Source organism: Arthrobacter sp. A2-55 (assembly GCF_025548615.1).
Taxonomy (GTDB): Bacteria; Actinomycetota; Actinomycetes; order Actinomycetales; family Micrococcaceae; genus Specibacter; species Specibacter silviterrae.
In genome coordinates this window covers 1-21,160 of record NZ_JAJLOZ010000036.1, presented here as the reverse complement: position 1 = coordinate 21,160, position 21,160 = coordinate 1, and the positions used below count along the sequence as shown (strand labels likewise).

General features: G+C 68.4%; 17 protein-coding genes. 11 read left to right on the top strand and 6 right to left on the bottom strand.

What is annotated here, in order from left to right; genetic code table 11:
• Positions 1-48 precede the first annotated feature (48 nt).
• From LPN03_RS11425 to LPN03_RS11405, 5 genes are all read left to right on the top strand, one after another.
• Positions 49-993, top strand: a complete 945-nt coding sequence (locus tag LPN03_RS11425; protein WP_262454319.1) for an aquaporin — start codon at positions 49-51, stop codon at positions 991-993.
• 117 nt (positions 994-1,110) lie between these two features.
• Complete coding sequence (locus LPN03_RS11420) at positions 1,111-1,923, top strand: hypothetical protein (RefSeq protein WP_262454318.1); 813 nt, start codon at positions 1,111-1,113, stop codon at positions 1,921-1,923.
• Positions 1,924-1,980: 57 nt separating this feature from the next.
• Positions 1,981-3,150: an exonuclease SbcCD subunit D gene (locus LPN03_RS11415; RefSeq protein WP_262454317.1), complete on the top strand. Its 1,170-nt coding sequence runs from the start codon at positions 1,981-1,983 to the stop codon at positions 3,148-3,150.
• Positions 3,147-6,251, top strand: coding sequence for an AAA family ATPase (locus LPN03_RS11410; RefSeq protein ID WP_262454316.1), 3,105 nt, complete (start codon positions 3,147-3,149; stop codon positions 6,249-6,251). The genes LPN03_RS11415 and LPN03_RS11410 overlap by 4 nt, the downstream gene beginning before the upstream one ends.
• A gap of 112 nt (positions 6,252-6,363) precedes the next feature.
• Positions 6,364-7,668 carry an MFS transporter gene (locus LPN03_RS11405; RefSeq protein WP_262454315.1) on the top strand — a complete coding sequence of 435 codons (1,305 nt, stop codon included), beginning with the start codon at positions 6,364-6,366 and terminating at the stop codon, positions 7,666-7,668.
• On the opposite strand, the gene LPN03_RS11400 is transcribed toward LPN03_RS11405, so the two are convergent.
• From LPN03_RS11400 to LPN03_RS11385, 4 genes are all read right to left on the bottom strand, one after another.
• On the bottom strand, positions 7,665-8,279 hold the full coding sequence (locus tag LPN03_RS11400) for a phosphoribosylanthranilate isomerase (RefSeq protein WP_262454314.1): 615 nt from the start codon (positions 8,277-8,279) through the stop codon (positions 7,665-7,667). The genes LPN03_RS11405 and LPN03_RS11400 overlap by 4 nt on opposite strands.
• 58 nt (positions 8,280-8,337) lie before the next feature.
• Positions 8,338-9,135 carry a phosphoribosyltransferase gene (locus LPN03_RS11395; RefSeq protein WP_262454313.1) on the bottom strand — a complete coding sequence of 266 codons (798 nt, stop codon included), beginning with the start codon at positions 9,133-9,135 and terminating at the stop codon, positions 8,338-8,340.
• 9 nt (positions 9,136-9,144) lie between these two features.
• Positions 9,145-9,963, bottom strand: a complete 819-nt coding sequence (locus tag LPN03_RS11390; protein WP_262454312.1) for an alpha/beta fold hydrolase — start codon at positions 9,961-9,963, stop codon at positions 9,145-9,147.
• A gap of 150 nt (positions 9,964-10,113) precedes the next feature.
• A complete protein-coding gene (locus tag LPN03_RS11385) occupies positions 10,114-11,505 on the bottom strand; it encodes an amino acid permease (protein ID WP_165180802.1) in 1,392 nt (463 codons plus the stop codon).
• Between the two features lie 276 nt (positions 11,506-11,781).
• On the opposite strand from LPN03_RS11385, the gene LPN03_RS11380 reads away from it, so the two are divergent.
• The 5 genes from LPN03_RS11380 (at position 11,782) to LPN03_RS11360 (ending at position 17,947) form a co-directional block, all read left to right on the top strand.
• Positions 11,782-12,495, top strand: coding sequence for an NUDIX hydrolase (locus LPN03_RS11380; RefSeq protein WP_165180801.1), 714 nt, complete (start codon positions 11,782-11,784; stop codon positions 12,493-12,495).
• A 115-nt stretch (positions 12,496-12,610) separates the two neighbouring features.
• Positions 12,611-13,990, top strand: coding sequence for a quinolinate synthase NadA (nadA, locus tag LPN03_RS11375; protein WP_262454311.1), 1,380 nt, complete (start codon positions 12,611-12,613; stop codon positions 13,988-13,990).
• Positions 13,987-15,738, top strand: coding sequence for an L-aspartate oxidase (nadB, locus tag LPN03_RS11370; RefSeq protein ID WP_262454310.1), 1,752 nt, complete (start codon positions 13,987-13,989; stop codon positions 15,736-15,738). The genes nadA and nadB overlap by 4 nt, the downstream gene beginning before the upstream one ends.
• Positions 15,735-16,661, top strand: a complete 927-nt coding sequence (gene nadC / locus LPN03_RS11365; RefSeq protein WP_165180798.1) for a carboxylating nicotinate-nucleotide diphosphorylase — start codon at positions 15,735-15,737, stop codon at positions 16,659-16,661. Before nadB ends, nadC begins: the two co-directional genes overlap by 4 nt.
• Before the next feature lie 2 nt (positions 16,662-16,663).
• The gene (locus tag LPN03_RS11360; RefSeq protein ID WP_262454309.1) at positions 16,664-17,947 is read left to right on the top strand and encodes a cysteine desulfurase family protein; all 1,284 of its coding nucleotides are present in this window, start codon (positions 16,664-16,666) and stop codon (positions 17,945-17,947) included.
• Here LPN03_RS11360 and LPN03_RS11355 read toward each other — a convergent pair.
• Both LPN03_RS11355 and LPN03_RS11350 read right to left on the bottom strand, forming a co-directional pair.
• Positions 17,944-18,456, bottom strand: a complete 513-nt coding sequence (locus tag LPN03_RS11355; protein ID WP_262454308.1) for a GtrA family protein — start codon at positions 18,454-18,456, stop codon at positions 17,944-17,946. The genes LPN03_RS11360 and LPN03_RS11355 overlap by 4 nt on opposite strands.
• Positions 18,457-18,551: 95 nt before the next feature.
• Positions 18,552-19,385, bottom strand: coding sequence for a fumarylacetoacetate hydrolase family protein (locus LPN03_RS11350; RefSeq protein WP_262454307.1), 834 nt, complete (start codon positions 19,383-19,385; stop codon positions 18,552-18,554).
• Between the two features lie 129 nt (positions 19,386-19,514).
• On the opposite strand from LPN03_RS11350, the gene LPN03_RS11345 reads away from it, so the two are divergent.
• The gene (locus tag LPN03_RS11345) at positions 19,515-21,014 is read left to right on the top strand and encodes a M20/M25/M40 family metallo-hydrolase (RefSeq protein WP_262454306.1); all 1,500 of its coding nucleotides are present in this window, start codon (positions 19,515-19,517) and stop codon (positions 21,012-21,014) included.
• The last annotated feature ends 146 nt before the right edge of the window (positions 21,015-21,160 follow it).

Sequence of the window (21,160 nt, the reverse complement as noted above, 5' to 3'; positions counted from 1 at the left end):
TGCCCAGCCTTGTGGCCACCAACAAACTAGCGAAGGACTCTCTTCACCATGACGACATCCGGCACGGCTCCGACACAGCCCTACCCTCTCAGCACCCGCATCGCGATTGAGGCACTGGGGAGTTTCTTCATTGTGTTCGCAGGCCTGGCGACGGCGTTGTTCAGCTCCTCCGCTTCGGCCGTGGCGTTTTCCTACGGGCTGGCCATGGTGGGCGCGCTTACGGCCTTTGGCCATGTCTCCCGCGGCTACTTCAACCCAGCGTTCACCGTGGCCCTGGCAGTGGCCGGGCGCATCAAGTGGTTGCCGGCCCTGTTCTACGTTGTGGCCCAGACTGTGGGCGCACTGCTGTCGGCCGTGGTGCTCTATGGCCTGGTCAAGGTGATGCCCAGCAGCGCCACCAGCGGCGTTTCCAAGATTTTCGCCACGCTGGCCAATGGCTACGACTCGCATTCGCCGTCCCAGGTGCCCATGATCGGGGTGCTGATTGTGGAAATCGCGGCCATGGCCATCCTCGCCGCCGTGGTCCTTGGCGCCACGTCCGCGCGCAACAACACCTCCATGGCGCCGCTGGCCATCGGCCTGTCCTTTGGCGTGGCCATGACCATCATGCTTCCCATGTCCAATGGTTCGCTGAACCCCGCCCGCGCCACCTCCGTGGTCTTCCTCTCCGATTCCTGGGCCATCGGCCAGCTGTGGCTGTTCTGGCTGGCGCCGCTGTTCGGTGCCGCCCTGGCCGCCGCCATCTACCGCACCTTCCAGCCTGTAGCACCGCTTCCCGCGGACGACGCCGCCGCCTCCCTGGGAGGGGACAGCGCCGATGCTTCTTCCGAGGAAGGTGACGAAGGGGTGGGCGCGGCTGCCGGGGAAGCCCTTCCGGCTCCCGTTCCTGCGTCGTCCGCCAATGACGCGCCACAGGCCGCGGCTGAACCCGCGGTTGCCACGTCGTCGGGGAAGAGCGACGCACAGGACTTCTTCGACTCGCCCAACAACTAGCGCCCGGCCCGCGCCTCCACCGGGGCGCCGGTCTTCCCCTGCCTGGTCCCCGGGGTTTAGAGTCAACTCACTCCACCTGACGGGTGGCGAATGAGCGTCAATGACCGAGGGGGACACATGAGCGATCCAAGCCTGCCCGCACCACCTTCGTATCTTCCGCCGTCCGTTCCGCCTCCGCCACGCAGGGGAAGGCCGCGCTGGCTGATTCCCGTCCTGGCCATGACGGTGGCGGTGGGCCTGGCCCTGGCGGGTTCCCTGCTGGTGCTGCCGGCCCTGTTGGACAAGGTCCTGTTTCCCGCGGCAGCCCGCCCAGTCGCGGCCGGCGTCGGCCCAACGCCGTCGGCCCTGGCGTCGGCCCCGGAGTCGGCAGGCGGCGCGACGCCGGCGTCGGCAGGGGCAGTGGAGCCGTCCGCCACGCCCGCAGCGCCCCCGGCCGGCGTGCCGCGCTTCAGCTCGGCCTCGGCCGGCTTCAGCGCCCAGTTCCCCACCGCTGCAAAGAAGATGCCGGTGGCTGCTTCGCCCGGGCTGGTCCCGGGAACGGAGGCCTTTGCCGGTGGCGACGGCATCCAAAATTACACAGTCACGTCGGTGCCGCTGAACTGCCAGCTTGCCGACGCCCAGGTCCAATCCGCCCTGGAGGAAGCCACCAGCACGGGCATTGACGCCGGAGCCAAGTCCCTGAACGGGACCTCCAAGGTGCTCTCGACCACGGGCCGCGACGTGGACGGCCACCCGGGCATCCAATCCGACTTCACCATGACCGTCGGGTCACGGACCATGAAGGGCCGGTATGTCTCCGCCGTGGCCGGAACGCATTACTACGCCGTGGCCATCGTGGCGTTGGAGCCCGAACTGCCGGCCTGGGATGCCTTCATCAATTCCGTCAAGTTCCTTGCGCCCACCGAATCGCTGCCTGCCTGCGCCCCGTAATCCACAGGCCGGGCGGCAGCGGCGAAAAATGTCGGGCGTGTCCGATAGCTTTGAACCATGAAGCTGTTGCATACCTCGGATTGGCATTTGGGCAGGTCGTTCCACGGAGTGGGGACACTGGCGGCCCAGCGGCGCTTTGCCGACCAGCTGCTGGCCACCGTCGAGGCCGAGGGAGTGGACGTGGTGCTGCTGGCAGGGGACGTCTATGACCGTGCGCTGCCCAATGTGGATGTGGTGAACCTCTTTGACGACATCCTGGCCCGCCTCAACGCCGCAGGGGTGCCCATTGTCATCACCAGCGGCAACCACGATTCGGCCACCAGGCTGGGCTTCGGCGGACGCATCATGGAACGGGCAGGCGTGCACCTGCGCACCCGGGTGGCGGACCTCGCCACCCCCGTGCTGTTTCCCCTTGACCCGGCCGCGCCCGGGGGCGCCCAGCTGGCCGTTTACGGGATCCCCTACCTGGAGCCGCGGCTTGTCGCGGAGGAACTCTCCGCCGAACCCGCCTCCCATTTCGCCGTCACCGAGGCCGCCGTGGAGCTGATCCGCGCGGACCTGGCCGGTCGCGCGGACGGGACGGCCGCCGTCGTGCTGGCGCACACCTTCGCCAGCGGGGGCGTCACCTCCGCCAGTGAACGCGATCTCGCCGTTGGCGGGGTGGGCGCGGTGCCCCTGGACCTCTTTGACGGGTTCGCGTACACGGCATTGGGGCACCTGCACGGCCGGCAGATGCTCAGCGAATCCGTCAGGTACTCCGGCTCGCCGCTGCCGTACTCCTTTTCCGAAGCCGCCCACACCAAGGGTGCCTGGCTGGTGGAAATCACGCAGGACGGCCTCAAGGAAGCCAGCCGCATCGACTGGCCGGTGGAGCGCCCCCTGTCGGTGCTGCGCGGCAAGCTGGCGCAGCTGCTGGAGGACCCGCAATGGCAGCAGGCGGAGTCGCACTACTGCCAGGTGACCCTGACGGACGACGACCGCCCGGCGAACGCCATGGAGCGGCTGCGCACGCGTTTCCCCAACACGCTGGTGCTCCTGTTTGAGCCGGAAAATGCCCGTGACGCAGCGTCACGTTCGTATAGCCAGAGGGTCTCCGCCGCCGTGGACGAACTTGACCTGTGCTGCGGCTTCCTGGACCACGTGCGGCACCGGCCGGCGGACCGTGGCGAACAGGACGTGCTGCGCCAGGCGCTGGCCGCCGTCCATGCGCAGGAGGCGGCCCTGTGAGGATCCACCGTTTGGAAATGCAGGCGTTCGGCCCCTTCGCCGGGCATGAAATCGTCGACTTCGACACCTTGGGGGCGCAGGGCCTCTTTCTGCTCAACGGGCCCACGGGGGCGGGCAAGACCAGCGTGCTGGACGCCGTGGCGTACGCCCTGTACGGCAGGATCCCGGGGGCGCGCAACGACTCCATCAAGAGCCTGCGCAGCCACCACGCCGCCGACGGGGTGGGTCCGGAAGTGGTGTGTGAATTCAGCGCCGGGGGCCGCCGGCTGGAGGTGCGCCGCAGCCCGGAATGGATGCGGCCGGCCAAACGCGGCGGGGGAACCACCCGGGAGCAGGCCAGCACCCAGTTGCGGGAAAGGATTGACGGCGGCTGGGTGCCGCTGTCCCAGCGCAACGACGAGGCCGCCAGCGAGATCCAGCGGCTGCTGGGCATGAACATGGACCAGTTCACCAAGGTCATCCTCCTTGCCCAGGGCGAATTTGCCGCGTTCCTGCGCGCCAGCGCCAAGGACCGGGAGGAACTGCTGGAGAAGCTGTTTGGCACCGCAATTTACCAAGACCTGGAATCACGCCTCAACGCTGATGCCAAGGAGGCCGCCAACCAGGTGGCCGCAGGCGTGGCGGAGCTGGCCGGGCTGGAACGGCTGGCCCGCAGCCAGGCGTCGGCCGTGCTCGAGGATTCGGCTGCGATTGAGAATACGACTCCGCTCGAAGATTCGGCTCCGCCAAACGGGGCGGAAGCCGGGGCAGTCGGAGCCGAATCTTCAGGCGCGGAGCTTTTTGCCTGGCTGGCAGCGGCGTTGGGCCAGGCCGTCGTGGACGCCTCCGCCGCTGACGCCGCTGCCGACCAGGCAGCCCGCGAGGCAGTCGACGTTCTCGCCGAGGCCCAGCGACGCCGGGACCGGCACGTGCTGCGGGACGCGGCGCTGGCCGAACAGCAGCGCCTGGCTGAGCTCACGGGCGACGCCGGCTGGTGGCGCCGCTCGCTGCAGCGCCACCAAGAGGCGCAGGTGCTTGCAGCGGTGGTGGCTGCCGGGGCAGGCACTGCACGAACCCTCAAGGCAGCACAGGCAGCAACCGGGCTGGCCCGCACCACTTTTGCGTCCAACACCCTGGCGTCCGGTTTGGCGCCGGCCGCCCCGGCCGTGGACGGCGGCGGCACAAGCCCGGGCTTGCCGCAGCTGGCAAGCGTGGAAAAAACCCTGGCCGGGCAACTGGCCGCGGTCACGGCCGCCATGCCTGGGGAACAGCGGCTGGCCCATGCCGCGGCTGAACTTGCCACTGGTGAAAAAGCCCTGGAGGCCGTGACGGCGCAGCTTGCGGAGCGCGGCCGCGCCGAATCCGTTGGCAAGGCCAGGCTGGTGGAGCTCAAGGCCGAGTTTTCCGAACTTCGCGGAACTGCCGTGCCCGTGGAACAGGCCGCGGAACGCCACCGGGCCGCCGAACAGCTGGTGGCCGGCATTGCCCGGCATGCCGAACAGTCAGCCGGGGTGGAACTGCTCGCCGCCACCGACCTCGAGCGGCGCGAGGCTGCCGTCGCCGCGAAGCAGGCGTGGCTGGACGCAGTGGAACGCCGCCACTCCCTGGCAGCGGGCGAGCTCGCCGCCCTTTTGGTGGACGGGGAACCGTGCCAAGTGTGCGGCAGCACGGTCCACCCGGCCCCGTCGGAACTGGCCGGCTCCGGCACCGACGCCGCCCGGGTGGAGAAGGCTGCCAAGGCTGCCAGCGACACGGCGGACAAGCTTGCGGCCCAGTCGCATTCTGAGCTGTCCCTTGGCCGGCAGGCACTGGCCGTCCTGGCCGGGCGCGGTGGCGACGGCGAGGCAGGGCAGGCGGCAGCCGCCGTCGTGCAGGCAGGGGAGTCGCTGGAAGCCGCTATCGCGGCAGCGGCACGGCTGGCTGCACTCTCGGCGGAGACAGACTCACTGGAGGCTGCCGTGGCCCGGGCGCAGGCGGCGTTGCTGGAAGGCACACAGCAGCTTGCCTCGCTGGCGGCGGGGAATGCTGCGCTGGCCCACGAAGCCGCGCGGCTCGAGGACGGCTTGGCCGAGGCCCGGGCGGGTCACAGATCACTGGAGGAGCGGCGACAGGCCATCGAGGCCGCCCAGCAGGCCACGACGGGCCTGTTGGAGGCGCTGCGCCGCGAGGAATCGGCGGCCGGGGCTGCCGCGGAGGCAGCCTCCGCCCTGGCAGGGGCAATTTCGGAAAGCACTTTTGCCGATGCCAAGGAGGTACGCGAGGCGCTGCTGGAAGACTCGGAGGTGACGGTGCGGCGGGAGCGGCTGGCCGCCTTTGACCGCGACTGCACGCTGAACGGCGCCCAGCTGGAACGCGAGGAGGTGGCGCTGGCAGGGTTGGAGGCATCCCAGGGTTTCGCCGCCCCCTCGGCAGGGGACCTGGAAGGCCTCCGGCAGGAGGCCCAGAGCCGGGGCACTGCCGCCCGTGACGCTGCCCTGCGGCTGGGCCTGGCACGGCAGGCGGCGGAGAAGGTGGCCGGAGCCGCGCTTGAATTCGAGGCCCGCGAGGAACTCGTGACACCGCTGCGGGACAGGGCGGCGCTGGTGGCGGGCCTGGCCGAGGCTGTCCGGGGCGGAGGGGACAACCGGCTGAAAATGACCCTCACCAGCTACGTTCTCGCGGCGCGCCTGGAGCAGGTGGCTGCCGCTGCATCGCTGCGCCTGGCCACCATGAGCGGTGGGCGGTATACGCTCAGCCACACGGACGCCAAGGCCGGCGGAAACCGGAAATCGGGCCTTGGGCTTGAAGTGGTGGATGAATGGACCCAGCAGAGCCGGGACACCTCCACACTGTCCGGCGGGGAATCCTTCATGGCCTCATTGTCGCTGGCCTTGGGGCTGGCGGACGTGGTGCAGCAGGAATCAGGCGGCCTGGACATCGAAACGCTGTTCGTGGACGAGGGCTTCGGCAGCCTTGATGAAGAGTCCCTGGACCAGGTCATGGATGCGCTCGAGGGATTGCGCGACGGCGGCCGGGTGGTGGGGCTGGTCAGCCATGTCGCGGAGATGAAGACGCGCATTCCCGTCCACCTGCAGGTCACCAAGGGCCGCAACGGCTCAACGCTGGCCCTGGGGGAGCGGTGAGGGGCTTCCGGCAGGCGCAACGTTGGCCTTCCCGGTAGACTGGGAGTCGTATTTGGGTTGGGTGCACCGGGTGGCAGGGACGGTGCACACCACTTTGTTGACCGGATAAATAATGACCACCCGCAATTCCACCTCGACGGACACCGCGAACGCGCCCGGGGCCGGCGCCGCACCCGCCAAACAAGTGGGCCGCTACGGCATGCTGCCCCGCCTGGCCGGCAATTCGTACATCCCCCTGGGGCTCTTCGCCCGCGTCCCGCTCGCGATGCTGACCATTGGGGTCCTCACCCTGGTGACAGCCGTCAGCACCTCGTACGCCATCGGCGGCTTTGCTGCCGGTTCAGTGGGTGTCGGGGCCGCGATAGGCTCCCCCCTGCTCGGCTACCTGGCCGACCGGCTGGGCCAAAAGCCGGTGCTGATCGTCGCAGCCGTGGCCAATGCGCTGATCGTGGGGGCTGCCGTGGTGCTGGTGTACGCCACGGAGCAGTTCACCCCCGCCGCCACCTGGGCCGTCCTCGGCACCACCTTCCTGGCAGGTCTCACGTCGCCGCAGGTGGGCCCGCTGTCACGCGTGCGCTGGATGGCCCTGAGCCGGAAGCTGCCCAGGGAACAGCGCGGCGCCGTGGTCGACACGGCCCTGTCCCTGGAAGGCACGGCAGACGAGGTCACCTTCGTCCTGGGGCCGGCGCTGGTTGGGTTGCTGGCATCGCTGGTGGCGCCGTGGCTTCCCCTGGTGCTTGCGGCCGGAATGACGCTGGTGCTGGTTACGCTGTTTGCCATCCACCCCACGCAGGCCGCTGTGGGAACCCGCAGGGCGGCCTCCTCCGGCAATGCCGGCTATGTCCCGCAGGAGTCGGTCAACTGGTTCAAGGTGGCCGTCCCCGTCGCGGGCATGCTGTGCATGGGAACGTTCTTTGGGTCATCCCAGACGGCGCTGACGGCGTTCACGGGTGTCCATGGCTCGGTGGACCAGGCGGGCCTCATGTACGCCGCCATGGGTGCCAGTTCCGCAATCGCCGCACTCTCCGTGGCCTACTGGCCGGCATCTTTCACCCACGCCTGGCGCTGGGTGCTGACAGCGGCTCTCATGGCGGCAGCCTCGGCCGCGTTCTTCCTCCCCGGGAACCTGGGTGCCATGATCGTGGTGCTGCTGGTGGTCGGCGTGCCTGTGGGTCCCACCATGGTCACGATTTTCAGCGTGGGCAGCGTCATTGCCCCGCCGCAATGGATGGGCACGGTCATGACGGCGCTGGCCAGCGGCATCGTCGCCGGAACGGCGTTGGGTTCCTCGATTGCCGGCTCCCTTGCCCAGTCCGCCGGCTACCAGGTGGCGTTCATAGTCCCCGCGGCCTCCGCCGGGGCCCTCCTGCTCCTGGGCATCGTGACCGCCGTGGTGCTGCGGCGGGCCCGGGCCTAGGCCGCCAGCCGGGCTGCCGCGATGAAGTCGCGGATGAGCCCGGCATCCTTGACGCCGCGGCTGGATTCCACGCCGCTGGAAACGTCCACTCCGCTTGGGTGCAGGGCGGCGGCCAGCCTGGCCACGTTGCCCGGATTGAGGCCGCCGGCCAGGAGCCAGAAGCCCGGCGGTGTCCCGCCTTGGAGGGTTGCGGCGTCGAAGGCCACGCCCGCGCCTGGTTCGACGGCGTCGAGCAGGATCCGTTCCGGCTCCCAGGCACGTTTCTCGCCAGCGTCCAGGGCGGCATAGTCCGCGGCTGAAAAGGCCCGCAGGGCATGGAAGCCTTCCCCGCGAAGGCGCACCATGTCCGACAGGGGCTCTCTGCCGTGCAGCTGGACCGTGGTCAGGCCTGCCCGCCGGGCGGTGCCCAGGACCTCGTCGAGGGGCTGGTTCCGGAATACGCCCACGGTCTCCACGCCGTCCGGAACTCCGGCCACCAGCGTGGCCGCGAGCTCCACGTCCACTGTCCGCGGGCTGCCCGGGGCGAAGACAAAACCCACGGCACTGGCCCCGGCGGCCACGGCTGCCGCAACGGTTTCCGCCGTCCGCAGGCCGCAAATCTTGACGTACATTTCTGGCATCGTTCCCAACTCGATCGTGGCGCCGGCCCGCTTCAGGCCGCCCGTTGGTTTACTGCCATGGTAGCGGCCCGGGCCCTCCGGCTGCTGAGTCGGGTGGCCCTGCGCCGCCGAGCAGGGCCAGGACTTCCCCGTCACCGACCTGGTGAAAATTCAGGTAGGCCTCGCTGACGGCGTGGAAAGTTGTCCACGGCTGCAGGCACACCACGCGGTCGGCAACGGCTGCCAGCTCGAGGCACGCATGTGCCGGACCGGCCGGCACGCATGCCACCACGGTGGCAGCCCCCGCGCCCCGCATGGCGGCGACGGCGGCGCGCAGGGTGGCCCCCGTGGCCAGGCCGTCGTCGCACAACAGCACCGTGCTGCCGGCCACGGGCGGCTGGGCTCCGCCGGCATACAGCCCCTGGCGCCGCGCCAGTTCGGCGCGCTCATCGCGCTCCACCTGCTCCAGGGCGCCACTGTCGTAACCGTGGCGCCGGAGTGCGCGCACCGTGCGTTCAAGATGGACGGCGGCCGTGGACCCTGCGTACGTGGCCAGGGCCCCAAAGGCCACTTCGGGCGAACCGGGCACGCCCAGCTTCCGCACCACCAGCAGGCCCAGGGGAAGTCCCAATTCCCGTGCCACCGCGGCGGCAACGGGCACGCCGCCCCTGGCCAGCCCCAGCACCACGGCATCCCCACGGCCGGCGCTGAGCCGCCCGCCGCCGCCAGGCGCGGCAGCGCCCGGCGCGTCTTGTCCCGGCCGGGCTGGGGCTGAAAGGGCCCACCCGAGCCGGGTGCCGGCGTCGTGCCTGTCCAGAAACGGCAGCCATGGGAGTGGTTCGGCGCTGAATTCGCTGGAGCGGACCATGCCTTGCCCCTACGCCAGGAAGGCGATGGCCGCTTCCTTGAACTCACGGCTGGTCACGGCGCTTTCATGCGTTCGGCCGGGGAGCACATGGCTTTGTGCGCGGCCGCTGAGCTCCGCCAGCAGCGTCATGGACTTGGCGCGCTCGTCCTGGTCGCCGGCCACCAGCAGAATGGGCATCTTGGGCACGGCGTCGGTGGGGTCGAACGGTTCCAGCTTGACGGCCTGGATCAGGGCCAGCAACGCAAATATGTCATTGGAGGGGACCACCTGCGCCATGTTTAGGAGCCAGGCCGTGGACGCGTCGGCGATGGGCGTGCCGTCATTGAGGAAGTCCTGCGCGGCGGCCAGGTCAAAGTCCGCCAGCGGGTCGCGGGGATTGGGCCCGCCCAGCACCATCCGCCGGACCAGCTCCGGCTGCGTGGCGCCAAACTCCCAGGCCAGGCGCGACCCCAGCGAGTAGCCGATCAGGTCCACGCCGGAGGTGGGATCGCCGGCGGCCAGCGGCCGCACGCCCTGATCGATGAGGATCTGCAGCAGGTCTGCGCGGATTTTGCCCGGCGTATACGAATCCAGGTCGTAGGGGGAGGAGCTCCTGCCATGGCCGGGCAGGTCGACAGAGAGCACGCGCCGGCCGGCCCGGGTCAACGCCGCGACCCAGCCTGTCTTGACCCAGTTGAGTTCCACGGAGGAGCCAAAGCCGTGGATGAGGAAGACGGGAGGCAGGGCTGCCGGGGAATCGGGGTCGAACACGGCTACATTGAGTCCGGGCGTTTCGCCCTCAATCGAGTGCGTGGGCTGGGGCGCGCTGTGCCTGCCAAGCGGAGTCATAACCGGACCTTTCCCGCGGTGGCGCGTGCCGCCGTCGTACGTCAACACTAGCGAAAGCCGGGCCCCAATGGGGAACGGCATGCGCGTCGTTGGGCACACCGTCCGCATGAGACGCTAGTCACCTTTTGCGGAAGAAGCAATTCCGGGAAGTCAGTCCCGGGCGGGGCTGCGCTGGCGCCGCCGGGACAGGGCGCAAACTGCCGCGATGCCCGCCACCAGCGCGAACGTCCCGAACAGCTGGTCCCGGCTTTGCGCACCTGTGAAGCCCACCGCGAAAATGGCGGCAAGCAGCACCAGGCCCACGCAGCTCAGCACGGGGAAGCCCTTCATGCGCAGGGGCAGGGGAGTTCCCTCCCGGTCCGCCCGCCGGCGCAGGACCAGCTGTGAAACGAGGGTGGTGCCCCACACCACGAGGCAGGTGGAGCCCACCAGGTTCAACAGCATGTCCAGGATCCGGCCGGGAAAGAGGACCTCAAGGACCACTGTGGCAAAGCCAAAAAGGACGGAAACGCCGACGGCGGCAACCGGCACGCGGGAGCCGCTGGTTCGGGAAAAGATCCGTGGTGCCTCGCCCCGGCCGGCCAGCGAGTAGATCATGCGGGAGGCGCCGTACAGGTTTGCATTGAGTGCAGAGAGAAGGGCGGCCACTGCGACGAGGGTGATGGCGGTCCCGGCCCAGCTGATGCCGGCGGAATTGAGCACGCCGGCGAACGGGGAGTCGAGGGCGGGGGAATTCCACGGAAGCACGGCGGCAATGACGAAGATGGAGCCAATGTAAAACACCAGGATTCGCCACACCACTGTGCGGATGGCGATGGCCACGCTCCGTTCGGGGTTGTCAGTCTCGGCGGCGGCCACGGCCACAATTTCCGTTCCGCCAAAGGCAAAGACCACCACGAAGAGTGCCGTGGCAATGCCGCCCATGCCGTTCGGGGCAAAGCCGCCGTTGCCGGTGAAGTTGGCCAACCCGGGGGATGCGGCGCCCGGTATCCAGCCCAGCAGGAGGGCGGCACCGAAGGCCAGGAACAGCACGATCGCTGCCACCTTCAGCAGGGCGAACCAAAACTCAAATTCGCCGTAGTTCTTGACGGTGGTCAGGTTGACGGCTGTGAACGCGACCATGAAGATCAACGTCAGTGCCCACACCGGCAGCACGGGCCAAATGGTGACCAGCAGCCCGGCGGCACCCAGTGCCTCCGCCGCGATGACCACCACCAGCTGCAGCCACCACAGCCAGCCGACAGTGGACCCGGCCACGGGGCCAAGCGCCTTTTGCGCATACACGGAAAAGGCCCCGGAATTGGGGTTGGCGGCGGCCATCTCGCCGAGGGCCCACATGACGAGGATGATCAGCGTGCCGGCAGCCAGGTAGGAGATGAGGACGGCCGGTCCGGCAGCCTCGATGCCCTTGCCTGAGCCGAGGAACAGTCCGGCTCCGATGGCGCTGCCGAGCCCCATCATGGTCAGCTGGCGCTGCTTGAGGGAATGGCCCAGCCCGGCTGCGTCGGGCGTGGTGGTGGCAGCGGACTGCTGGGTGCTCATGGAGGAGGTGGCCTTCTGGGGGTGCGGGCTTTGGTGGACATGTTGGCAGGGACAAAGCGTGAGTTCCCCCGCCAAATTATCCCCCATGGCGATCCATACCCAGAAGTAGGCGGGCTCCGGGGTTGGGGGCTCTTGGTGCGTGGGCTGGAATGTGTGACACGGCGGCGGGACGGCTTCCGGGGGATTTTCGCGTAAAAGATTTGTAACGGGGGACGGGGAGTCGTAGAATTAGTTGTAGTCAAATTGACTTTAACTCGGGAAGCGGGGTGAAAGTGCATGGAACGGCAGCCATTTGCCAGTGCGGCCAATGTCAGCGAACGCCTGGCGCAGCCCCCTGCACTCGCCATCTCCACCGTCATTTTCGCCCTGCGTCCCAGCGCAGCCAGCGGCCGGCCCACCCTCTGGCTGCCACTGGTGCGCCGCATCCGTGAGCCGTTCAGGGGCATGTGGGCGCTGCCGGGAGGGCCGCTGACCCAGGCGGATTCGCTCCTGGATGCGGCGGCGCGCAACCTGCGCGACACCACGGGGCTGGCTCCCAGCTACCTGGAACAGCTATACGCCTTTGGCGGCCTGCACCGCTCGCCGAGCCAGCGGGTGGTCTCAATTGTGTATTGGGCCATGGTCCAGCCCACGGAGGCGGAGATGGCGCAGGAGTCGGAAAACGTGAAGTGGTTCCGGGCGGACGGCCTGGAAACGCTCGCCTTCGACCACAACCACATCGTTGACTACGCATTGTGGAGGCTGCGGAACAAGATGGCCTACGGTTCCATTGCGTACCACCTGCTGGGCGAGAAATTCACGCTGGCCCAGGTTCGGGAGGTTTATGAGGCAGTGCTGGACCGCACGGTGGATCCTGCCAACTTCCGGCGCCAGCTCAAGCAGACTCCCCACATCGAGGCGACCGAGGAATACCTGCAGGGCGGCAAGCACCGCCCGCCCCGCCTTTACCGCTACACCGGGACCATGGCAGAGGATTCCCCCGTGCCATAGACCCTCCCTCAGCTTATGGGCCATCCTTGCTGACCCTCCCTCAGATTATGGGCGATTAGCTCAAACCCTCCCTCACTTTTCTTCAACTTTTCAGTCCCACCCCTTGGAGCACACCATGCCTTCCGTGAACAACACCATCCAGCTCATTACCCGGGAACAGGCCGAACAACAGGGCACGCACCTCATCGGCAAGCCCGGCCGCGCCCAGGAAAGCTGCGACGACGACCTGGCCAAGGGACCGTGGGAATTTGACCTGGCCGAGGCCCTTGCCGGCACGCCCGGCTACGGCCCCGGCGCCTCCAACGAGGACGCGGCCCCTGCCGCCACCCCCCGGCAGGGCCAGCTGCCGCAGGAGTACAAGGACGCGTCCGACGACGAACTCACGTCCCGCATCCTCGCCGCCAAGGCGGAACTTGGCGATCGCGTGGTGGTCATGGGCCACTTTTACCAGCGGGATGAGGTGGTGCGGTTTGCCGATTTCCTGGGTGACTCCTTCCAACTGGCCAACGCCGCCAAGGCCCGCAGCGAGGCGGAGGCCATTGTGTTTTGCGGTGTCCACTTCATGGCTGAAACGGCAGACATGCTCTCCGGAGCCCACCAGTCCGTGATCCTGCCCAACCTGGCTGCCGGCTGCTCCATGGCCGACATGGCCGACGTGCCCTCCGTGGAGGCGTGCTGGGCCGAGCTCGAGGCCTTTTACGGAACGGAGCCCGACGCCGACGGCCGTGTCCCCGTCATCCCCGTCACCTACATGAACTCCTCGGCCGCGCTTAAGGCCTTCTGTGGGGAACGCGGTGGCATTGTCTGCACCTCCTCCAACGCGGCCACGGTGCTGGAATGGGCCTATGAGCGTGGCCAGCGGGTACTGTTCTTTCCCGACCAGCACCTGGGCCGCAACACCGCCAAGGCCATGGGCATCCCCCTGGAGGAAATGCCGCTGTGGAATCCGCGCCAGCCTCTGGGCGGCAACAGCGAGGACGTCATGCGGAACGCCAAGGTGGTCCTGTGGCAGGGCTTCTGTTCCGTGCACAAGCGGTTCACCACGGCCCAGATCGACCAGGCCCGCGCCGACTTCCCGGGCGTGCGCGTCATCGTCCACCCGGAATGCCCCATGGAAGTGGTGGACGCCGCGGACGAGTCAGGGTCCACCGACTACATCCTCAAGGCCGTCGCGGCCGCCCCCGATGGCACCACCTTTGCCATCGGCACCGAGATCAACATGGTCAACCGGCTGGCCGCGCAGTACCCCCAGCACACCATCTTCTGTTTGGACCCGGTGATTTGCCCCTGCTCAACCATGTACCGGATTCACCCCGGCTACCTGGCCTGGGTGCTGGAAGGACTGGTCCGCGGCGAGGTGCTCAACCAGATTACGGTCCCCGAGGCCACCGCCGTCCACGCCCGCGTGGCGCTCGAGCGGATGCTTGCAGCCAAGCCGCGGTCAGCGAAGGAGCGCCCGGAGCGGCAGGCGGCCGCAGGGGCCCCGGGCGCATGAGCACGCGCAACTCGCACCTGGCGGTGGTGGGCAGCGGCATCGCCGGGCTGTTCAGCACCCTGCTGGCGGCAGAGGCAGGCCTGCGGGTCACCCTGGTGACCAAGGGAGCCCTGGCGGAGAGCAACACCCATTTCGCCCAGGGCGGCATTTGTGCAGTGCTGGGCCCGGAAGACGCCGCCCCCGGGGACACCGTCGAGGCCCACATCGCCGACACCCTCAAGGCCGGCGCCGGCCAGTGCAACCCCGACGCCGTGCGCATCCTGTGCGAGGAGGCCTGCGCTGACATCGGCGCCCTGGAACGCTTCGGCGTCGTCTTCGACCGCGACGCCGACACCGGCCGGCGCGCCCTTGGCCTGGAGGGCGCCCATTCGGCGGCGCGGATCCTGCACGCCGGAGGGGATGCGACAGGCGCAGCAATTGCCGACGGGCTGATCCGGGCCGTCCGCGATGCCGCCGCCCTCGGGACGGTGACGATCCTGGAGAATACTTTCGTCCGGGACCTGGTGCTCGACGCCGGCCAGGTCACGGGGGTGGCCCTGCTCGCCCCCGATGGCCGGCCCTGGACACTGGAAGCCGGCGCCGTGCTGCTGGCCAGCGGGGGAGCCGGGCAGCTGTTTGACTTCACCACCAACCCTTCCGTGGCAACCGCCGACGGCCTGGCTGCCGCCTGGCGGGCCGGCGCCGCAGTGGCAGATCTGGAATACTTCCAGTTCCATCCCACCGCCCTGGCCGTGGGCGGCAACTTCCTGATATCCGAGGCCGTGCGGGGAGCCGGCGCCGCGCTGCGCGACAGCCACGGCACGGCGTTCATGGCGCGCTATCACCCGGAAGGCGACCTCGCGCCACGGGACGTGGTCTCCCGCAGCATCGCCGCCCACCTTCGCAGCCTCCACGCCGAACCCGGGGCCACCGTGTTCCTGGACGCCACCGGCGTGGAGGCGTCACACGGCGCCGGCTACCTGGCCCGGAGATTCCCCACCATTGATGCCCGAACCCGTGAACTGGGCTTCGACTGGACCCGCGAATATCTGCCCGTCACCCCGGCCGCGCACTACTGGATGGGCGGCATCGCGAGCAACCTCCACGGCCAAACCTCGCTTCCGGGCCTCTATGCCGCAGGTGAGGCGGCCTGCACGGGCGTCCACGGTGCCAACCGGCTGGCCTCCAACTCGCTGCTGGAAGGCCTTGTCTTTGGCCGCCGCGCCGTGGAGTCATTCACCGCGGGCAGCTTCGGATTGTGGCCCGGGACCGGGGCGAAAACCCGCACCCCGTGGCCGGAAGCGGCCACCCTGGATGATGGAGCCGCCGTTCCCGCCGTGCCCGCCGTGCCCGAGGTGCCAAGCGCAGCGCCCGGCGATTCCCTGCTTGGGTTCGACCGCGAATCACTGCGCCGCCTCATGGGGGCCCGGGCCGGAGTGGTTCGCAACGCCGCCGGACTAGGCGAGGCAGCAGCCCAGTTGGCCTCATGGCGTCGACAGGCGGAGGCGGCCTCCAAAGAATTTGCGGAGGCCGGCGGCCCACGTCCCGCGACACAGGCTGAAGCTGAGCTGGACAACCTACTATTAGTGGCTGAGCTCTTGGTGCACGCGGCCCTGACCCGCGAAAACTCGGTGGGCGGCCACTTCCGCAGTGACTTCCCCGAACCGCCGGGGACCGGGCGGAGCCCGCACCTCTGGGTGCGTGACACCAGTGCAGGGTCCGCCCACTTGCCCACCAGCCTTCCCGTCCTTGAAAGCGAAACAGTATGAACGCCGTCGGCCATGTCCGCCCCGTCCCGCTCCATCCAGTCCACCCTGCGCAGGCCCCGCTGCCAACCCTCCCGGGCGCAATTGTGGAGAACATCCTGCGGGCGGCCTTTGTGGAGGACGCACCGTACGGCGACATCACCTCCGCCACGCTCCTGCCTGCGGGTGCGCACGCCACCGCGTGGCTCGTGGCGCGGGAACCGGGCATCTTTTCCGGCGGCGACGTGTTCACCGCGGCCATGAAAATGCAGGACCCGGCGGCCGAGGTGGAACAGCTGGTCGCGGACGGCCGGCCCTTCACCGCGGGGGAGCGGATCATGCGGGTCAGCGGTCTGGCCCGCGGCGTGCTGACGGCTGAAAGGATTGCGCTGAACCTCACGCAGCGGATGAGCGCCATTGCCACCCAGACCGCCGAATATGCGAGGCTGATCGAGGGCACCAACGCGCGCGTCACGGACACCCGCAAGACCACCCCCGGACTGCGCGCCCTGGAACGCTACGCAGTGCGCTGTGGCGGCGGGCACAACCACCGATTCTCCCTTTCAGACGCCGTGCTGGCCAAGGACAACCACCTCGCCGTGCTCACCGGCGGCGACCCGGCCAGGCTGACCCAGGCGCTCGCCGGCGTCAGGGCCCAGCTGCCGCACACCGTCCACTTTGAAGTGGAAGTGGACAGCATCGAGCAGATCGAGCCGGTTCTCGCAGCCGGGGTGGACACCATCATGCTGGACAATTTCAGCAACGACCAGCTCGTAGAAGGTGTGGCACTGGTCAACGGACGGGCGTTGGTGGAGGCCAGCGGCAACGTCAGCCTGTCCACTATTGCCGGCATTGCCCGCACAGGCGTGGACATCATTTCCGTGGGAGCCCTGACCCACAGTGTGCGCGCCCTGGACCTGGGCCTGGACATCGCCATCGAAGCCTGACCGTGATTTTCCTCGACGCCGCCGCCACCACCCCGGTCCGCCGCGAGGTGATCGAGGCCATGTTCCCCTACCTGACCAACCAGTTTGGCAACCCGTCCAGCCACCACGAGCTGGGCGAAAGGGCGGCGTTGGCCATCGAAAACGCCCGCGAAGATGCTGCGACCGTGTTGGGCTGCCATGCCGCGGAGCTCACCTTCACCTCCGGCGGCACGGAGGCGGACAACCTGGCCCTGAAGGGCATCGCCCTGGCCCGCCGCGCCGAGGATCCCCGCCGCAACCGCGTGGTCATCAGTGCCATCGAACATCCCGCCATCGCCGAGTCAGCCGACTATCTCCGCCGCGTCCACGGCTTCACGGTGGACGTGGTGCCGGTGGGTCCCGACGCCCTGGTGGACCCGTCAGTGTTTGCCAGGACACTGGCCGGCGGTGCTGACGCGCCCCTGCCGGCGGCCCCGGAGGACAAGGACGACGGCGGCCCCCACCATGGCCTTCCGGCCGCCGCTTGGGTGCCGGGGTCCGACGTGGCAGTGGCCTCCGTCATGTACGCCAACAACGAGGTCGGGACGGTCCAGGACATCCCGGTCCTGGCCACCGCAGCGCGCGGCATGGGCGTCCCATTCCACACGGACGCTGTCCAGGCGGCCGGCTGGCTGCGGCTCAACGTGGAAGAGCTGGGTGTGGACGCCCTGAGCATTTCCGGGCACAAAGTGGGGGCGCCCAAGGGTGTTGGCCTGCTGTACCTGCGGGGTGGAGTGCCGTGCGAGCCGCTGGTGCACGGCGGCGGCCAGGAACGCGGCCTCCGGTCCGGGACGGAAAACGTGGCCTTCGCCGTGGCCCTGGCCACGGCGCTCGGGCTCTCTGAATCCTCCCGTGGGGCAACCGCGGACCGCGTTATCGCGGTGCGCGACGGCTTCATTGACAAGGTTCTCCAGCTGGTGCCCGGTGCCGTCCTGACGGGCCACCGGACCCGCCGGCTGCCGTCAGTGGCCTCGTTCTGCCTGCCGGGGACCAGCGGCGAGTCAGTGCTGCTCGATCTGGAGCGCCGCAACATTCTCTGTTCCTCCGGCTCGGCCTGCGCGGCGGGCTCAGACGAGCCCTCGGAGGTGCTGACCGCCATGGGGGTGGAACGCACGGTGGCCCAAACAGCGCTCCGGTTCAGCTTTGGCCAGGACGTCTCGGCCGCAGATCTGGCGACGGCGGCGGGCCAGCTGGCGGCCGCCGTCGAGGGTGTCCAGCGCCTTGGCACCCAGCAGCCGCGAGCTGCGCAGGAACAGCTGCCGGGCTAATACTTGGCGTGGCCGGCGCGCAGGCGGCGGAAGATCCAATACCGCAGCAGCAGGAAGCGGGCCACCGCGGAGGCGACATTGCCGAGCACGATGACCGCCAGTTCCAGTTTGATGGACGCATGCGGGTTCACCAGCCCCAGCACCCACAGGCTTCCGCTGGTCATGGCCAGCGCCAGCAGCATGATCCACAGTCCGCGGCGCTGGTCCACCAGCCACAGGCGGCGTTCATGGACGCCGAAGCTGATCCTGCGGTTGAGGTCGGTGTTCAGGACGGAACACAGGATCAGCGAAATGGCGTTGGCCCACTGGGTGCCGGCAAGGGGGCGCAGGCCCGCGTACATCAGCATGGACGTGGCGGTGCAAATCACGGCGACCACGCAAAATCCGCGCAGCTGCTTCAGCAAAACTGCATGGCGCTGCAGCGCGGGCGGCTTGACCGCCAGTGCCAGTCCGTCTGTGCCGGGGTCGGGAACCGGGGACGCGGGTTCGGCCGGAGTCGCTGTTGCCATAGGTAACCAATACTGCCACCCGATGGTGGGACAACCCAAAACAAAGGGTGGGGGCAGGCTGTGAATTTGCTGGGGCTTTACTGCCCGGCCGGCCGCTACTGCCCGGCCCGGACCGGGTTGCGCAATTCGCCGATCCCGCCAATGCGGCACGCCACCTCATCACCGGGCCTGATCCGGCGGCATTCGGCCGGGAACCCGGTAAGAATCACGTCACCGGGCTGAAGAGTCATGAATCCGCTCAGGTAGACCATGATCTCCTCCACGCCCCACCCGAGGTCGTCCGTGGAGCCCCCCTGCAGCTCGGTGCCGTTGTGCGCAATGCTGATGGGCGCGCCACGGTCCTCCATGCCCACCACAATCCATGGACCGAGCGGGGTGAAGGTGTCGGGGCTCTTGGCGCTGATCCACAGTTCGTCGCTCTTTTGGGCGTCTCGGGCCGACACGTCGTTGCCGATGGTAAAACCCAGTATGGCCTCGCGGGCATTGCCAACCGTCAGGTTCCGTGCCGCCCGGCCGACGACGACGGTCAACTCGGCTTCCGGGTCCACGTACCCCACGCCGGGGCTGAGCACGATGTCATCGCCGGGCCCCACCACCGAGCTGGCGGCCTTGTGGAATGCCTGCGGCGGCAGGGCGCGGCCCGGGGCTCCGGTGTTGTGTGCCATGCCAAAGACATTGGCCGGGGCGCACGGGGCCAGGAAAGTGAACTGTTCCTCCGAGACAGCCCCGCCCAGGGTCCAGCCTGCGCGCTCCGGACTGTTTTGGTTGGCTGGAGACGCCGGGAAGGGTGTTTTGACGAGCACCCAATGCCGGCCCTGTGCACTGTCGAAGTCCAGGGCGTCGTTGCGGACAAAGAATTGTTCGGGCAACGGCCCCTGGACGGCGTCATTGGGGCGGACACGGGCAAGGCGGTACGGGGCTGCTGTCATGAGGACATCCTACCTCCTGCGGCGGCTTGCTGTGTCGCTTCTCACCCGGATTGGTGCTGATGACCAGCACGCCGTCTTCCGGCTCCAGCCGCCGGGCCCGCCCCCATAACCGTGTCCTAGACTTTGGGCATGGAAGCAGGAAGCTCAAGAACCCTCAACCGTGCAGTCGCTGCAGCGCTCGCAGTCGGGGCTGCCGGAACCGCTGCGGTCATGGGCGTTCGTGCCCACCGCGCGGGAAGCTCTGCGGTACCCGAGGGCCCAAGGCCGTCACAAGAGGCCATCGGTGCCGAATTTGCCCAGCCGGCGGCGGACCGGTTGAGCGAATTGATCCGCTTCCGCACTGTCTTTTCGCGCAGCCGCGATGAAATTGACCTGGATGAATTCACCGGGCTCATCAATGCCCTGGAACGCCTGTATCCGCAGGTCCATGCCCACCTGGAAAGGGAACTGGTAAACGGCCACGCGCTGCTTTTCACGTGGCCGGGGACGGGAAACAATGCTGGAACTGGTGCCGGGCCGGTGGTGCTCATGGCCCACTATGACGTGGTTTCCGTGGACGAGCGCGACAACTGGACTCATCCGGGATTTTCCGGTGTTCAGGATGGCGGCTATGTGTGGGGGCGCGGTGCGCTGGATGACAAGGGGGCCCTGGTGGCCATTCTCGGAGCTGTCGAGTCCCTGCTGCAGGATGATTTCACGCCGTCACACGACATTTACCTGTCGTTCGGCAACAACGAAGAAACGGCCGGTGACAGCGCCGTTGCGGCTGCCGCACTGCTCTACGACCGCGGGGTGGCGCCGTGGATGGTCCTCGATGAGGGCGGCGCCGTTGCCCAGGACGCGTTTCCGGGCCTGAAGCCGCCGGCCGCCGTCGTCGGGGTTGCGGAAAAGGGCATCCTGGACGTGGAACTGGTGACGCGCAGCGCCGGAGGGCACGCGTCCACGCCGCCGAAAATGGGGGCCACCGCGCGTCTGGCCAGGGCCATCGTGGCGCTGGAATCAAAGCCGTTCCCGCAGGCCATGCCGGAACCGATCGTGGAAATGCTCCGGCGGATCGGCGCCCACAGCGGTCTGGGGCTGCGCCTTGTCACCTCCAACATGTGGGCATTCAAGGCCCCGATGACCAAACTTTTTGACAAGTTGGGCGACGAGACACGCGCCATGACTCGGACCACCGTAACCATCACAGAGCTGGAAGGCAGCCGCGGGGCCAATGTATTGGCCTCAACGGCCCGGGCCAATGCCAACATCCGCATCGCAGTGGGGGAGAACGTGCAGGGGACCTTGGAACGGCTTGGGCGGATCATCAACGACCCTTCCGTTGAACTGCGGGTGCGCGGCGGCCATGAACCGTCGCCCGTGTCGGCTTCGGATAATGAACAGTTTTCCCTCATCACCCGCAGCGTCGCCGCCGCCTACCCGCAGGCGGTGGTCACCCCGTATGTGCAGACCGGCGCTACGGACTCGCGCAATTTCACAGCCATCTGCCCGGCCGTCTACCGCTTTTCCCCGCTCTGGATGGACGTGGACGACCGCGCCAGCCTCCACGCCGTGAATGAGAAGGTGCGGATCTCCTCGCTGGGAGCCGGCGTGGTCTTTTACCGCGAGCTGGTCAAGAGCCTGGGCTAAACACCGCCCCGGTCGAGGTTGGAGATCACCACGTCCCACATTGTTGAGGTTGGAGATATCCACGTCCCGGGTCGTTGAGGTTGGAGATCACGACGTGGTTGTCCCGGTTGTTGGTGCGTGCGTGGTTTAGCAGCCGGTGCCGGTGG

What these genes read in the sequence shown, in the direction of transcription:
- LPN03_RS11425 (WP_262454319.1), top strand. Translation starts at nt 49, where the DNA reads ATGACGACATCCGGCACGGCTCCGACACAGCCCTACCCTCTCAGCACC.
- LPN03_RS11420 (WP_262454318.1), top strand. Translation starts at nt 1,111, where the DNA reads ATGAGCGATCCAAGCCTGCCCGCACCACCTTCGTATCTTCCGCCGTCC.
- LPN03_RS11415 (WP_262454317.1), top strand. Translation starts at nt 1,981, where the DNA reads ATGAAGCTGTTGCATACCTCGGATTGGCATTTGGGCAGGTCGTTCCAC.
- LPN03_RS11405 (WP_262454315.1), top strand. Translation starts at nt 6,364, where the DNA reads ATGACCACCCGCAATTCCACCTCGACGGACACCGCGAACGCGCCCGGG.
- LPN03_RS11400 (WP_262454314.1), bottom strand. Translation starts at nt 8,279, where the DNA reads ATGTACGTCAAGATTTGCGGCCTGCGGACGGCGGAAACCGTTGCGGCA.
- LPN03_RS11395 (WP_262454313.1), bottom strand. Translation starts at nt 9,135, where the DNA reads ATGGTCCGCTCCAGCGAATTCAGCGCCGAACCACTCCCATGGCTGCCG.
- LPN03_RS11390 (WP_262454312.1), bottom strand. Translation starts at nt 9,963, where the DNA reads ATGACTCCGCTTGGCAGGCACAGCGCGCCCCAGCCCACGCACTCGATT.
- LPN03_RS11385 (WP_165180802.1), bottom strand. Translation starts at nt 11,505, where the DNA reads ATGAGCACCCAGCAGTCCGCTGCCACCACCACGCCCGACGCAGCCGGG.
- LPN03_RS11380 (WP_165180801.1), top strand. Translation starts at nt 11,782, where the DNA reads ATGGAACGGCAGCCATTTGCCAGTGCGGCCAATGTCAGCGAACGCCTG.
- nadA (WP_262454311.1), top strand. Translation starts at nt 12,611, where the DNA reads ATGCCTTCCGTGAACAACACCATCCAGCTCATTACCCGGGAACAGGCC.
- nadB (WP_262454310.1), top strand. Translation starts at nt 13,987, where the DNA reads ATGAGCACGCGCAACTCGCACCTGGCGGTGGTGGGCAGCGGCATCGCC.
- nadC (WP_165180798.1), top strand. Translation starts at nt 15,735, where the DNA reads ATGAACGCCGTCGGCCATGTCCGCCCCGTCCCGCTCCATCCAGTCCAC.
- LPN03_RS11355 (WP_262454308.1), bottom strand. Translation starts at nt 18,456, where the DNA reads ATGGCAACAGCGACTCCGGCCGAACCCGCGTCCCCGGTTCCCGACCCC.
- LPN03_RS11350 (WP_262454307.1), bottom strand. Translation starts at nt 19,385, where the DNA reads ATGACAGCAGCCCCGTACCGCCTTGCCCGTGTCCGCCCCAATGACGCC.
- LPN03_RS11345 (WP_262454306.1), top strand. Translation starts at nt 19,515, where the DNA reads ATGGAAGCAGGAAGCTCAAGAACCCTCAACCGTGCAGTCGCTGCAGCG.